This window comes from Gordonia heveisoli (genome assembly GCF_030315745.1).
Classification (GTDB): Bacteria; Actinomycetota; Actinomycetes; order Mycobacteriales; family Mycobacteriaceae; genus Gordonia.
In genome coordinates, this window is the sequence record NZ_JASXSH010000007.1 from 53,197 (window position 1) to 66,679 (window position 13,483).

The window sequence follows — 13,483 nt, forward strand, 5'->3', positions numbered from 1 at the left end:
TCCACCGACTCAGGTCGCTTGGTGATTGAACAACTGAATAGAAAACAGAGCTGAACATTTGTGAAGCCCTCCCAGCACCAGCGGAGACAGACGAGTCGCCGCCCACCTCCGGTTCAGAGGCCGGAGCCCGAAGACCCACGCAGCATGGCGTGGCGACCGGGACGGACAGGGAGCAGACCTCTGAAAAGTGAAGGAAATGCCACATGGCACGTGTTGCTGGTGTGGATCTCCCCCGCGAGAAGCGGCTGGAGATCGCACTGACCTACATCTACGGAGTTGGGCGTACCACCTCCAAGGAAATCCTGGCGGGTACCGGTCTGTCCGCAGACCTGCGCGCGAAGGATCTGACCGACGCAGACGTCGCAAAGCTGCGTGAATACATCGAGGCCTCGGTGAAGGTTGAGGGTGACCTCCGCCGCGAGGTGCAGGCCGATATTCGTCGCAAGATCGAGATCGGCTGCTACCAGGGTCTGCGCCATCGTCGTGGCCTGCCCGTTCGCGGACAGCGCACCAAGACCAATGCCCGTACTCGTAAGGGCCCGAAGAAGACCATCGCCGGGAAGAAGAAGTAATGCCTCCGAAGTCACGTAGCGCAGGCCCGAAGAAGGGCGCACGCCGTCGCGATAAGAAGAACGTCCCGCACGGCCACGCACACATCAAGTCGACGTTCAACAACACCATCGTGTCCATCAGCGACCCCAGCGGAAACATCATCAGCTGGGCGTCCTCGGGCCACGTCGGTTTCAAGGGCTCGCGTAAGAGCACCCCGTTCGCGGCTCAGCTCGCGGCCGAGAACGCTGCACGCAAGGCCCAGGAGCACGGCGTCAAGAAGGTCGACGTGTTCGTCAAGGGACCGGGTTCGGGTCGTGAGACCGCGATCCGCTCCCTGCAGGCAGCCGGCCTGGAGGTCGGCACCATCTCCGACGTCACCCCTCAGCCGCACAACGGCTGCCGTCCGCCCAAGCGGCGCCGGGTCTAGCGGGAAGGTAAGGAACTAGAACAATGGCTCGTTATACCGGCCCCGCAACCAAGAAGTCCCGTCGTCTGCGCGTCGATCTCATCGGCGGAGACCAGGCGTTCGAGCGTCGCCCCTACCCGCCCGGCCAGCACGGCCGTTCGCGGATCAAGGAGAGCGAATACCTGCTGCAGCTGCAGGAGAAGCAGAAGGCTCGCTTCACCTACGGCGTGCTGGAGAAGCAGTTCCGTCGTTACTACGAAGAGGCGAACCGTCGCAGCGGCAAGACCGGCGACGAGCTGCTGAAGCTGCTCGAGACCCGTCTCGACAACGTCGTGTACCGGTCGGGCATCGCCCGCACCCGTCGTCAGGCCCGTCAGCTGGTCACCCACGGCCACTTCACCGTCAACGGTGTTCGCGTGGACGTCCCCAGCTACCGCGTCAGCCAGTACGACATCATCGACGTCCGGCCGAAGTCGCTGCAGACCGTCCCGTTCCAGATCGCCAAGGAGCTCGTCGGCGATCGTCCGGTTCCGGGTTGGCTGCAGGTGGTTCCGTCGACGCTGCGCATCCTCGTGCACCAGGTGCCCGAGCGTGCCCAGATCGAGGTTCCGCTCACCGAGCAGCTCATCGTCGAGTTCTACTCGAAGTAGTCCGTATCGCTTGCCCGCCGAATCGGCCGGTCCCTGTGCCGGCCGATTCGGCCGGGTGAGGCGATCACTGCAGAAACGCCTGACAGCAACCAGCTGTTCGGTCACCTTCCACGAAGTCAAATAGCGGGCTTCACAAGGAGAAACACGAAATGCTCATCTCACAGCGACCCACTCTTGCCGAGGAGATCATCGCCGAGAACCGGTCGAAGTTCGTCATCGAACCGCTCGAACCCGGCTTCGGCTACACCCTGGGCAACTCGCTGCGTCGTACCCTGCTCAGCTCGATCCCGGGCGCTGCCATCACCAGCATCCGGATCGACGGTGTCCTGCACGAGTTCACCACCGTCCCCGGCGTGAAGGAAGATGTCACCGACATCATCCTGAACCTCAAGGGCCTCGTGGTCAGCTCCGAAGAGGACGAGCCGGTCACCATGTACGTGCGCAAGCAGGGTCCGGGCACCGTCACCGGCGCCGACATCGTGCCCCCGGCCGGTGTCACCGTGCACAACCCCGACCTGCACATCGCGACCCTCAACGACAAGGGCAAGCTCGAGATCGAGCTCGTCGTCGAGCGGGGCCGCGGCTACGTGCCGGCCGTGCAGAACAAGGCGTCGGGTGCCGAGATCGGCCGGATTCCGGTCGACTCGATCTACTCGCCGGTGCTCAAGGTGACCTACAAGGTCGAGGCCACCCGTGTCGAGCAGCGCACCGACTTCGATCGGCTCGTGCTCGACGTCGAGACCAAGAACTCGATCAGCGCGCGTGACGCACTGGCGTCGGCGGGCAAGACCCTGGTCGAGCTGTTCGGGCTCGCCCGGGAGCTCAACGTCGAGGCCGAGGGCATCGAGATCGGACCGTCGCCGGCCGAGGCCGACCACATCGCGTCGTTCAGCCTGCCGATCGAGGATCTGGAGCTGACCGTTCGTTCCTACAACTGCCTCAAGCGCGAGGGTGTGCACACCGTCGGCGAGTTGGTTGCCCGGACCGAGTCGGATCTGCTCGACATCCGCAACTTCGGCCAGAAGTCGATCGACGAGGTCAAGGTCAAGCTGCACGCGCTCGGACTGTCGCTCAAGGACAGCCCGGCCAGCTTCGACCCGTCGCAGGTCGCCGGTTACGACCCGGCCACCGGCACCTGGTCCGAAGAAGCTGCCTTCGACGCCGATTCCGGTGAGGATTTCGCAGAGACCGAACAGCTGTAAGGCTGTCGCCCAACCCTGACTTCCGTATCGAGTGATCGGGAGTTTCTTCTAGGAGAAGACAATGCCCAAGCCCACCAAGGGTGCCCGCCTCGGCGGGTCGGCCAGCCACCAGAAGGCGATGCTGGCGAACCTCGCCACCTCGCTCTTCGAGCATGGCCGCATCACCACCACCGAAGCCAAGGCGAAGCGGCTGCGCCCCTACGCCGAGAAGCTGATCACCCACGCCAAGGCCGGCAAGCTGGCCAACCGTCGTGAGGTGCTCAAGGTGATCCGCGACAAGGACGTCGTGCACGACCTGTTCGAGGAGATCGGCCCGTCGTTCGCCGATCGCAACGGCGGCTACACCCGCATCATCAAGACGCTGCCGCGCAAGGGTGACAACGCCCCCATGGCAGTGATCGAGCTGGTGCGCGAGAGCACCGCATCGTCGGAGGCCACCCGCGCCACCCGCGTTGCCGCCTCGCAGAAGGCCGCTGCCGAGGCTCCGGCCGCCGAGGAGACCGAGGTCGTCGAGGCTGAGGTCACCGACGCCGAGGCCACCGACGCCGAGGCCACCGACGCCGAAGCCACCGAGGCCCCGGCCGCCGAGGCCGACGAGAAGAAGTCGGACGACTGATTCCCGGATTCATGACCGAACCCGCCGACACCGATGACGGTGTCGGCGGGTTCTGTCGTCTGCGCTTCGACATCGGCTACGACGGCACCGACTTCGCGGGGTGGGCCCGCCAGGTCGGGCAGCGGACGGTGTGCGAAGAACTGGAGACCAGGCTGTCGACGGTCCTTCGGGTGCCGGTGCGGTTGACGGTCGCCGGCCGCACCGACTCCGGTGTACACGCGACCGGGCAGGTCGCGCACGCGGTCGTCCCGAGAATGGCACTGGCGACCCGGTCGATCGGCGGCGATCCGTCCACGCTGGTCGGCCGGCTGTCGAAGATGTGCCCCGACGATGTTCGGGTGAAGTCCGTCGAGATCGTCCCGGACGACTTCGACGCGCGGTTCTCGGCGCTGCGCCGTCACTATCGCTACCGGCTGACCGATGCCCGGTTCGGTGCCGAACCGACGCAGGCGCGCACCACGGCCGACTGGCGTCGACCGCTGGACGTCGACGCCATGAACGCGGCGTCGGCGGTGCTGATCGGCCTGCACGACTTCGCCGCCTTCTGCCGTCGACGTGAGGGTGCGACGACGATTCGCGACCTCCAGCGCTTCTCCTGGACCCGCGACCCCGACGACGGTGTGCTCGTCGGTCAGGTCACCGCCGACGCCTTCTGCTGGTCGATGGTGCGTTCACTCGTCGGTGCGGTGGCAACCGTCGGCGACGGCCGACGCGACGTCGAGTGGTGTGCGGCGCTGCTGGGTGAATCGGAACGAAGCGCGAAGGTGCCGGTCGCACAGGCACGCGGCCTGTCGCTGGTCGGCGTCGACTACCCGCCCTACTCCGAACTGTCCGCGCGTAACGAGATCACCAGGGACGTGCGGGAATCCACCGGCGGGTGCTGCGGCGGTTGACCTCGTCGAGGTGGCCGCATCATTGCTGCGGCCACCGGGTCAGGTGGCGCTGCGCTCGTCTTCGAAGGCTTCCAACACGGCCTCCACGGTCTGGTCGTCGCCGACGAACTTGTCCAGATGCGGACCTTCGGACATCATCTGCCGCCAGTTCACCGGGTCGAAGACGATCGGCTCGTGCCTGCTCAAGAAGTCGATGACGACCCGACAGAATCGCTCGGGGTCGTCGTGGAAGGGGAAATGGCCGGAAGCGGGGAAGGTCACCAGCTCGGAGTGGGGGATCGCGGCATGGGCGATCTCGGCGTGACCGTGCGGGATGACATTGTCCTCGTCACCCCACACCAAGAGCACGGGTAGCCGTTCGGTCAGATAGCAGCGGTCGAGCATGGTCACCGACTGTCCACGCCAGTCGACCACTGCGCGCAGGGTGCGCAGGAACGCGGCGTGCGCGTGCGGATCGGCGAGATCGGCGATCACGCGCACGAGGTCGTCGTGATCCCTCAGATAGTGCTTTGGGGTCCAGGCCGCGGGAAGTCCCGGTGGGTTCGGTGACCCGGCGATCGCCTTGGCGGCGAGTTTGAGGCCAGGGACGACGCCGGGCAGCCGTAGCAACGACAACGCCTGACTGACCGCTGGTAGCGACATCAGACGCAGCGCGGGATTGACGTCGCGGGTCACACCACCGGACGCGACCAGCACCAGCCGGTCGACGAAACGCGGGAACTGATAGCAGAACTGCATGGCCACGCCGCCGCCCAGCGAATGCCCGACGACGGTCACCTTGGCGTGGCCAAGAACGACCAGCAGATCACGCATCCCGTTGGCGAAGGCGGCGACCGAGTAGTCCGCACGCGGCTTGTCCGAGCGACCGTGTCCGAGCAGGTCGGGCGCGATGACCGTGTAGTGCTGGGCGAGGAGGGGGATGACCTCGTTCCAGGTCGATGAGTTGTCGCCGATGCCGTGGATGAGCAGCAGAGCAGGACCACTTCCGGCGATCCGGTATGCACGCCGGTACCCGTGGATGGTGTGGTATTCGATGCGCATCTCGGTGTCGGTGTTGACCGGTCGCAGCATCGGGGCCGTGGGTGTCGTCGACACTCGTCTGGTCGGCACGGAAGTCTCCTCGAATCGTCACGGCGTCGTGTACGCGGGCGGATCGTCGCGGTCGGGCGCCGCTCTCCTCTGCGAGTAAACCCGACCTTGGGACGATTTGCGCGCTGTGTTGCAACAAGTTAACGCGACCGCCCGGCGAGCCTGCGATGTCGATTGCGTGAATTCCTCCCGACCTGCTCCGATGTCCCAGGGCACGGCGGAATCGGTCGGATGATGCGCGGCTAGTCTGGACGACGATGAACCCGTTCGACGTCGACTCGTTTCTGGCCACCGGTGGACTCATCGGACTCTGCGTCCTGATCTTCGTCGAGACGGGGCTGCTGATCGGTTTCGTGTTCCCGGGGGACTCGGTGCTGTTCACCGCGGGGGTGTTCGCGGCCCAGCCCGACCCGTTCGCGCCGGTGTGGCTGCTGTGCGTCACGATTCCGGTCGCGGCGATCATCGGCGACCAATGCGGCTATTTCATCGGCCGCAGGCTCGGGCGGGGTGTGCTCGACGGAAAGCTGATGACGTCGATCGGCCCCGCATATCTGGACCGCACACACGCCTACTTCGACCGGTTCGGCCCGCTCACGGTGTTCTTCGGTCGCTTCATCGGGATCGTGCGAACCCTGACGCCGATCGTCGCCGGGTTCAGCGGCATGCCCTACCGGGTATTCACCCTCTTCAGCGTGCTGGGCAGCTTCGCGTGGGTGTGCGGGATCGTGCTCCTCGGCTACTTCCTCGGCAATGTGCCACTGATCCGCGACAACATCGAGATCTTCATCATCGGATCGGTGCTGACGATCGTGGTGCCGACCTTCATCCACCTGGCGCGCCGCTGGCGGTCACGCCGGGCGGTTCAGCCGTAGAACGGATCCTGGCGCATCGGCGGACCGGTGAAGTCGTCGGCGATGGTCGCGGCGAGTTCGACGAGTGCCCGTTTGGCGCCCTTGCTGACGAGGTCGAGGTCGACTTCGGCGCCCTCGGCGAGGTGATCGTCGAACGGAACGGCGTGGACCGCCCGGCATCGCGTGAGGAAGTGCTGGCCGAGCTGATCGGTGTCGATGGTCGACGAACCGGGACGTGAACTGCTGAGGACGACGACGGCGCGTGACACCAGGTGTCCGTAGCCGTGCGCCTCCAGCCAGTCCAGGGTCGCGCCTGCGCTGCGGGCTCCGTCGAGGGCGGGGGAACTGACGAGGATGATCGCGTTCGCAAGGTCCAGCACACCGCGCATCGCCGAGTGGCTCAGACCGGTACCGCAGTCGGTCAGGATGATGTTGTAGAACCGCTGCAGGATGGTCACGACACCGCGGTACTCCTCCTCGCTGAACGCCTCGGCCATCGCCGGATCACGTTCGGAAGCAAGGACTTCCAATCGGCTCGGGGCCTGCGAGGTGTGTGCGCGGACATCGGAGTAGCGGTAGACGTTCTGATCGGCGAGTAGATCCCGGACCGTCGACGCGGTCTGCTGCGGTACGCGCTGGGCGAGGGTACCGAGGTCGGGGTTGGCGTCGACCGCGATCACCCGGTCACCGCGCAGGGAGGCGAAGGTCGAGCCCAGCCCGACGGTGGTGGTGGTCTTGCCGACCCCACCTTTCAGTGACAGCACTGCAATCCGGTAGTCGCCGCGAACCGGTCGATTCACCCGTTCGAGGAGCCGCTGGTACTCGATGTCGCCCGAGGACTCACCAGGGTTGATCGCACCCGCAGACAGCGTGTGGACGGCGCGTCGCCAGCCGCGGCTGGGTGCCCGGCGGGCCTTGCGTAGCAGCGCGACCTCGTCGAGACCGGGACCCTGCTGGGCGCCGGGTCCCGGGTAGCCGGGGGCGAACTGGGGGCCGCCAGGCGGGGGCACGCCCGGTCCGCCGACGAACGCAGGATCGGGCTGACCGCCCGGCCCCGGCTGGCCATAGGGCTGGGGTGCGCCGAACTGTTGGGGCTGGGCGAACTGCTGGGGTGCGCCGAACTGTGGTGGGCTGCCGAACTGTTGGGGCTCGCCCTGCGGTGCGCCGAACTGCTGGGGTGCGCCGAGGTGAGGTGGTGCTCCGACCGGTTGGGCGGCACCGAAGTGTTCATGCGGCCCGGACTGCTGCGGTGCGCCGGCCGCTTCCGGCGCGGGGGCATCGGCTCCCGGGGTTCCGAATCCGGGGGTGTCGGAGTATCCGAACGGGGCCGCGGGCTGTTCGATCGGTCCCGACCGGGTGCCTGGGGCAGACGGACCGTTCGGGGCAGGCGCCGCCGGTGCGTCCGGCGTCGGTCCGCTCGGATTCACGATCGAGGTCTCACCACCCTCCATCGAGGCGAACTGAAGCCACGGCGGCGGGGTGGGCTGCTCGATCGGTCCCGGACCGGTGTTTGTCGTCGTGCTTTCGGCAGCCGAATGGTCTTGACTCATCGCGGGAAATCCCCCTGTGGATCGTCGCTGCTGCCGGTGTGACGGTGGCCGCGGACGGTGTCCGAAGACGGAATCCGCGACGTAGGCCGACAGCCTCGCAGGGAGTCTACCGAAGCCGACGCGTCGTGTCGGTCGAGTGGCTGCCGGTCGGGTCCCGAGGCGGCCGCACGTGTCGCCGGTGAGCAGTGTTCGCAAGTGTGTGGTGGGGGTCACGATCCTGTGGCAAGATCTGGCTCCATCTCGCCGATTGCCGACAGTGGCCGGGTGCGGGTCATCGGGGGGTCTGCGGGGCGATCTCATGCGTCGCGAAAAGTCGATGGATCCGAACTGGGCCGGGCTGCGTCATATGAGTGGAGGGGGCACATATGACCAACACAGCACAGGACGCCGACACCGGTGCCGAACCCGATCATGGGCCGTGGCAGGCAGTGCACCGGCCGGCGCATGCTCGGTCCCGGTCCGGTGGTGTGTCGGTGACGACGACGGCACAGGGGTTGCCGCTGGCAGTGCGGATCGAGACGTCCGAACTTCGTAAGGACCCGGCGGTGCTGGCCACCGAAGTTCTCCGGCTGTGCCGGCGAGCGGCGATGTCGGCGGGGGTGGCGTTGCGCGCCGATCTACTGGCGGCCGGCGTCGATCGCGATCTCGTCGACACCATGGCGCTGCCTCGAGCCGACGATCTGGCACGCACCGAATACGCCGACGATGCCGCGGCCGACGCGCCGGCGTCGTGGCTGCGCCGAGGCTGACGCGCCTCGCTAGATCGGCAGTCGAGAAGATTCCGAACCGATGACAGGGGAGCGAATGAGCTGGGCGATGGACGAACTCGAAGAGCGCGCACAGGCGCAGCTGGACCGAATCCACGAGTACAACGAAGCGCTGCAAGGTATCTCGGTGCGGACGAGTTCGCCGGACGGCCTCGTCACCGCCGAAGTGGATGCCGCTGGGGCGCTCGTCGGGTTGTGGCTGGCGCCGGGCGCCAACGATCTCGGCACACGGCAACTCGGCGAGCACATCGTGAACACCGCCGCGCTGGCCGCGCAGCGTGCCTTCGCGCAGGTCGCGGTGGCTACCGAGAACTTCACCGAGACCTTCGGTGAGTTGCTGGCCACGCGCTCACCCGCCATCCCCGGCCAACTGCTTTCCGGCCGGGAACATCCACACAGCGACGACCGAGATGGGGAGGATCTTCGATGAGCGAGACGATGCCGGGTGGGATCGGTGGGGACAGGGTCTCCGCCAGTCCCGAGGTCCTCGAATCCTTTGCGGCGACCCATGCGTCGATCGCCACCGCGATCGGTGCTGCCGGGACGATCAACGCCGCGGCGAACACCGCGGTGATGGTCCCGGTCTTCGGGCTGATCGGGCAGGAGTTCCTGGCGTCCTTCATCGCCGCCCAGGGCAATCATCTGGCTTCGGTCGCGGAGCTGACCATGGTCCACGCGGCCACCGCCGCCTCGACACTCGGCGCGCTCGCCGACTTCCAGGTGACCGATGCGGGCAGTGCGGCCGTCATCGGCTCGGTCCTGTGAGTGTGCCGCCGGTGGTGCCCGGCCCACGGTCGTGCGCCGACATGACGGTGCAGCAGATGATCGAGGCGACGCCGCTGGGTCCCATCCTGGACCGGCCGGTCGCCGAGGTGCTCGCCGGATTCGGACTGCCGCCGCTGCCGGTCCTGCCGCCGCTGCCGCCTCTGCCGGGACTACCGCCGATCCAGATTCCACCACTCGATCAGCTGATCAAGCCGATGACAGATCTACTCGGAGGTTTCGGTACCGGTGACCTCGGCGCCGGGGGATTCGATCCGTCGGCTGTCTTCGACGCGCTCTCCACGGTGCTCGACACCGCGCTGGCGACCGGGAAGGCGGCGCTGGACCTCGGCGACAAGCTGTGGAGCGGGCAGGCCGCGGCCGGGGCCACCCAGAAGACGGTGCAGGCGGGCGCCAATGGTGCCGCCCTCTCGGTACAGGGCAGCGGGATGAATATCGACATCAACGCAGCCGCCGCGATCGTGGGGCAGGGACTGGCCGCGGTGCAGGCGATCATCGCGAAGACGGTCGCGGCGATCCTGGGTGCTGCCGTCCCGCTGATCTGTTCGCCCGCCGTCGGGGCGGGTCTGGCGATGGCATCGGGATTCGCCGCGACCGGACTGACGGAGGCCACGGCGGCGGTCGCCGCGACGCGGGCCGCGCTGCTGGGTCCGACGGCCCGGATGACCACCAACGGCGCCCCGGTTCCGGTGACGAAGATGCCGGGCGCACCCAGTCCCGCACCCGGACAATCGCCGTTCGCCCTCGCCGGCGCGGTACTCGACGCCGTCTCGCCCGCGCTGTCGACAGCCACCGAACTACCGGCCACGCTGATGACGCCGGTGACCAAGATGCTCGAACTCGGCGGCCCTCGGCCCGCCGCCACGGCGCCACACAATGGTGGGGCCCACGCGGATTCGGTCGGCCCCGATGGTGATCGAGACGGGCGCACCAGGGCGGCCATGGCCACCGGCGGTACTGGGGGCGTCGGCGCGTTCGGCATGACCGGTGGTGGTGCGCCGGCCACGCTCGGTGCGGCCAAACCGAATGTCGTCACCACCGTCGCATCGGTCGAATCGACCGGGATCTCGGTACCGCCGGGCGCACGCGGTGCACTCACCACGCCGACGGCGATGCCGGTGGGCGGGGCGCCGATCGCCGGTGCCGCGGTCCGCGGCACCGGTGGATCGGGTGAGCACCACACGATTCCGGACTATCTGATCAGTGAACTCAACGGACAGCACCTGGTCGGGACCACACCGGAGTCGGTGCCCGCCGTCATCGGCGACGACGACCACGATGCCCCGCCCGCCCCCGACATCGAACTCCGGCTGGGCCCGCCGATTCCGGTGGTGGTCGCCCCCGACCGCGAGCCGATCTGACTCCGATCACTTATCGCGTACCGCAGAACCAGAACCAGAACCACAACCAGAACTCGACTCAGGAAAGAGAGCCTCGTGGACGATTCCGTACTCCGAGTGGATCCGGCGCAATTGGCTTCCGCGGCAGGTGACATCGACGTCATCGTGCATCGTCTGGAACAGGCGCTCGTCGGGGCGGGGCGCACATTGCCGGTCGAGCCCGCGGGGCGCGACGAGGTGTCGGTGGCCGCCGCACACAGCTTCACCGAGGTGGCTCGACGATTTGGTGCCGACACCGCGACCGGTATCCGCGAACTGCGCAAGATCGCCGCGGTGTTGCGCGCACAGGGGGACGGCTTCGCGGCCGACGAGGAGGCGGCAGCCCGGGGCTTAAGAGCCTGAGCCGCCCGGCCGTTGCACCGTGACCGCTCGACCCCGGCCCGCCGCAGTGCGATACACGAGATCAGTCCTAGGAGGAGAAGATGACCGGATTCACCGGCGTCGTCTGGGACGCACGTACGACCCGTCAGCTCACCGCCGATCTCACCGATGGTCGGGGGCCGGGCCCGCTCGCCGAAGCCGGGCAGGCATGGACGATGCTGTCGGAGGAACTCGCGCGGGCCGGCGCCGACTACGGTGCGGTCCTCGGCCGGCTGGGTGTGCAGTGGGATTCTCCGCACGCGAAGTCCGCTATCGACGCATTGACCGGACTTCTCGGGTGGTTCGCCGATGCGGCCGCAGCTGCGGCACGCAACGCCGCCCACGCTGAGGCTCAGGCGGCGGCCACCGCGGTTGCCCGGGTGAGCATGCCCGACACCGCCGAGGTCGAGCTCGTCGATTCATTGCACGATCTCGTCGCCACCGCATCGGCCGTCGCCCCGCTGATCGGGGGCGCGGCTGCACATGTGGAGCGGGCCCTGCATCAGCAGCGGATGCGCGCTGCCCGGGTGATGTCCATGTACGAGACGGCAACCGAACCGGCCGCGACGCCGTGGCACTCGCCGCTACGCGCGCCGGCCGTCGCGTCCGACGTGCCGCTTCGGCTGGCCGAGGCCCGGAACCGGACCGATTCCGTCCACCTGAAGCCGGGGACGACGCCCGACGCGCCGACGACCGCCGGGGTGGCCGGATACCGGCCTACGCCGGTGCAGAAGCAGGCATATGTGCCGACGCGGCTCGCTGCCACCAGCCCCACCCCACCTCCGCATCTGCCGGAGGCGGAACCCGCAGGCGGCGAGGGGCATCCGGCCGCACCTGTCGTGCCGCCCGGTGCGACGGGCGCGGGTGCCGGTGCCGGTGCCGATCGCAGCATCCGGGTCGCCGATCGCGGTGCCGGGGATGCGGCGCAGGCGTCCGCCGCCGTCGACGTTCCATCGACCTGGGCGGAGGTGGCGGTCTCCGATCGTCCGGTCATCGGGCCGGTGGTCGACCCGCGCTACTTCACGGAGACTTTGCTGCTCGGGCAGGAGGACAACCGATGACGACGAGCCCGACCGCCCCGGATGCCCCGCGCACACTCGATGTCGCGGTGCTGCGGCGATTGGGACAACAACTCGACGTGCAGACCTGGCCGGTCGTCCTCGACGTCGAGGGCATCGTTGTCCCGCCGGATACATCGACGGCCGACTCAGCAGCCGCCGCGGACGTGCTGATCGCGCGGTCCGGGATGATCGCCGACGACGAGCCGTCGTCATGGACGCGCACCGTCGTCGATGTGCTGTCGCGGCCGGATCGTGAGCTGGAATTGCGGACCTACAACGACGCCGGTGTGGTCCGGCAGTGCGTCGCGCGCCGCGGTGGAGTGCACGTCCTGGCGAGCCGAGTCGCGGACACGATCGACATACGAATCGTCGACGTCGCCGACACCGGCGCGTTGGCGGCTGTGGTCTGCTCCCGATTCGTCGACCAGAAGCCTTGTCCGGTACGTGGTTTCAGCTATCCCAGTGCGGCGTTGATCGATCGGCTCGGGCGGTGCGCCGCCGGTGTCGAGACAACCGACGCGCTGTACGCGATGGGCGCGAGTGCGGCCGACGCGACCCTGATCTCGGCGGCGCTGCGCGGGTGCCGGGCGCGTACCGAGATCGTTGCGGTCGCACACGACGATGGTTCGCTCACCCAGTCTTCGGGTGCCGTCGCGATCTTCGACACCGACCGTGGTCGGTTGATCGCCGGCCCCGGCAAAGCTCTCGACGGTCAGGTGTGGACCACCTTGTCGCCGGGTTCGGGACATCGCATCGGGCAGGCGGTCGCGCTGCTCGTCGAGACCCTACCCGACGGACGATGGTTCGCCTGAGCGTTCGGGGGTCTCCACCTCGGTGGGGCATCACGGTCAGAGGTATCCGCGCCACGGGTACCTGAGGGGGCATCGTCTGTCGGTGCCGAAACACAGGAGGAACCAACATGGTTGCTGGATTGAATCTCCCCGGCATCGGCGCGGGCGGCGGCGGATCCCACGTCGCCGTCGACGTCAACGCGGGGCTCGCGACCGCCGCATCGGTCGGCAAGACCGTCGACGAGATGCAGGAGGTCATCAAGGTCATCGCGCAGCAGGCCTCGACCGGTCTGGACAGCTGGACGGGCGCTGCGGCCGGCTCGTTCGGCGGTACCCACACCGATTGGAACAAGGCGGCGCTGACGATGGCGAATCTGCTCGACGCCATCCGTAGCCAGCTCAATTCCGGGTTCACCGGCTACGAGGAGGAGGACGCGGGCGCGGCCACCGCCCTCGGCAACGCCACCGCGATCTGAGCCGGACGGCGCGCGCGAATCCAATTCATCTCAACC

Annotated in this window: 17 protein-coding genes; 15 read left to right on the forward strand and 2 right to left on the reverse strand. The window is 67.8% G+C overall.

Annotation, left to right across the window (positions count from 1 at the left end; all coding sequences use genetic code 11):
* Positions 1 to 203: 203 nt before the first annotated feature.
* The 6 genes from rpsM (at position 204) to truA (ending at position 4,319) form a co-directional block, all read left to right on the forward strand.
* Positions 204 to 572, forward strand: a complete 369-nt coding sequence (gene rpsM, locus QSJ18_RS08115) for a 30S ribosomal protein S13 (protein ID WP_286325848.1) — start codon at positions 204 to 206, stop codon at positions 570 to 572.
* A complete protein-coding gene (gene rpsK, locus QSJ18_RS08120; protein ID WP_286325849.1) occupies positions 572 to 979 on the forward strand; it encodes a 30S ribosomal protein S11 in 408 nt (135 codons plus the stop codon). The genes rpsM and rpsK overlap by 1 nt, the downstream gene beginning before the upstream one ends.
* Before the next feature lie 23 nt (positions 980 to 1,002).
* Positions 1,003 to 1,608, forward strand: coding sequence for a 30S ribosomal protein S4 (gene rpsD, locus QSJ18_RS08125; RefSeq protein ID WP_286325850.1), 606 nt, complete (start codon positions 1,003 to 1,005; stop codon positions 1,606 to 1,608).
* A 149-nt stretch (positions 1,609 to 1,757) separates the two neighbouring features.
* Positions 1,758 to 2,810 carry a DNA-directed RNA polymerase subunit alpha gene (locus QSJ18_RS08130; protein WP_286325851.1) on the forward strand — a complete coding sequence of 351 codons (1,053 nt, stop codon included), beginning with the start codon at positions 1,758 to 1,760 and terminating at the stop codon, positions 2,808 to 2,810.
* A 61-nt stretch (positions 2,811 to 2,871) separates the two neighbouring features.
* Entirely contained in the window at positions 2,872 to 3,426 is a 555-nt protein-coding gene (rplQ, locus tag QSJ18_RS08135) for a 50S ribosomal protein L17 (protein ID WP_286325852.1), read from the forward strand.
* A gap of 11 nt (positions 3,427 to 3,437) precedes the next feature.
* Positions 3,438 to 4,319, forward strand: a complete 882-nt coding sequence (gene truA / locus QSJ18_RS08140) for a tRNA pseudouridine(38-40) synthase TruA (RefSeq protein ID WP_286325853.1) — start codon at positions 3,438 to 3,440, stop codon at positions 4,317 to 4,319.
* A 39-nt stretch (positions 4,320 to 4,358) separates the two neighbouring features.
* On the opposite strand, the gene QSJ18_RS08145 is transcribed toward truA, so the two are convergent.
* Positions 4,359 to 5,390, reverse strand: a complete 1,032-nt coding sequence (locus tag QSJ18_RS08145) for an alpha/beta fold hydrolase (RefSeq protein ID WP_286325997.1) — start codon at positions 5,388 to 5,390, stop codon at positions 4,359 to 4,361.
* Positions 5,391 to 5,665: 275 nt separating this feature from the next.
* Here QSJ18_RS08145 and QSJ18_RS08150 point away from each other — a divergent pair, with 275 nt between their 5' ends.
* Positions 5,666 to 6,280, forward strand: coding sequence for a DedA family protein (locus QSJ18_RS08150; protein ID WP_286325854.1), 615 nt, complete (start codon positions 5,666 to 5,668; stop codon positions 6,278 to 6,280).
* Here the strand turns inward: QSJ18_RS08150 and QSJ18_RS08155 are convergent.
* Positions 6,271 to 7,809, reverse strand: a complete 1,539-nt coding sequence (locus QSJ18_RS08155; RefSeq protein ID WP_286325855.1) for a MinD/ParA family ATP-binding protein — start codon at positions 7,807 to 7,809, stop codon at positions 6,271 to 6,273. The two genes, QSJ18_RS08150 and QSJ18_RS08155, sit on opposite strands and share 10 nt — an antisense overlap.
* Before the next feature lie 365 nt (positions 7,810 to 8,174).
* Here QSJ18_RS08155 and QSJ18_RS08160 point away from each other — a divergent pair, with 365 nt between their 5' ends.
* From QSJ18_RS08160 to QSJ18_RS08195, 8 genes are all read left to right on the forward strand, one after another.
* Entirely contained in the window at positions 8,175 to 8,558 is a 384-nt protein-coding gene (locus tag QSJ18_RS08160; RefSeq protein WP_286325856.1) for a hypothetical protein, read from the forward strand.
* Between the two features lie 40 nt (positions 8,559 to 8,598).
* A complete protein-coding gene (locus QSJ18_RS08165) occupies positions 8,599 to 9,006 on the forward strand; it encodes a YbaB/EbfC family nucleoid-associated protein (protein ID WP_353507208.1) in 408 nt (135 codons plus the stop codon).
* Positions 9,003 to 9,341 (forward strand): type VII secretion target, encoded by a 339-nt coding sequence (locus QSJ18_RS08170; RefSeq protein ID WP_286325857.1) that lies wholly within the window; start codon positions 9,003 to 9,005, stop codon positions 9,339 to 9,341. Before QSJ18_RS08165 ends, QSJ18_RS08170 begins: the two co-directional genes overlap by 4 nt.
* Positions 9,338 to 10,720 carry a hypothetical protein gene (locus QSJ18_RS08175; protein ID WP_286325858.1) on the forward strand — a complete coding sequence of 461 codons (1,383 nt, stop codon included), beginning with the start codon at positions 9,338 to 9,340 and terminating at the stop codon, positions 10,718 to 10,720. The genes QSJ18_RS08170 and QSJ18_RS08175 overlap by 4 nt, the downstream gene beginning before the upstream one ends.
* Before the next feature lie 75 nt (positions 10,721 to 10,795).
* Positions 10,796 to 11,101 (forward strand): PE family protein, encoded by a 306-nt coding sequence (locus tag QSJ18_RS08180; protein WP_286325859.1) that lies wholly within the window; start codon positions 10,796 to 10,798, stop codon positions 11,099 to 11,101.
* An 80-nt stretch (positions 11,102 to 11,181) separates the two neighbouring features.
* A complete protein-coding gene (locus tag QSJ18_RS08185) occupies positions 11,182 to 12,180 on the forward strand; it encodes a PPE domain-containing protein (RefSeq protein WP_286325860.1) in 999 nt (332 codons plus the stop codon).
* Positions 12,177 to 12,992, forward strand: a complete 816-nt coding sequence (locus QSJ18_RS08190; RefSeq protein WP_286325861.1) for an ESX secretion-associated protein EspG — start codon at positions 12,177 to 12,179, stop codon at positions 12,990 to 12,992. Before QSJ18_RS08185 ends, QSJ18_RS08190 begins: the two co-directional genes overlap by 4 nt.
* 107 nt (positions 12,993 to 13,099) lie before the next feature.
* On the forward strand, positions 13,100 to 13,447 hold the full coding sequence (locus QSJ18_RS08195) for a WXG100 family type VII secretion target (RefSeq protein ID WP_286325862.1): 348 nt from the start codon (positions 13,100 to 13,102) through the stop codon (positions 13,445 to 13,447).
* Positions 13,448 to 13,483 lie beyond the last annotated feature (36 nt).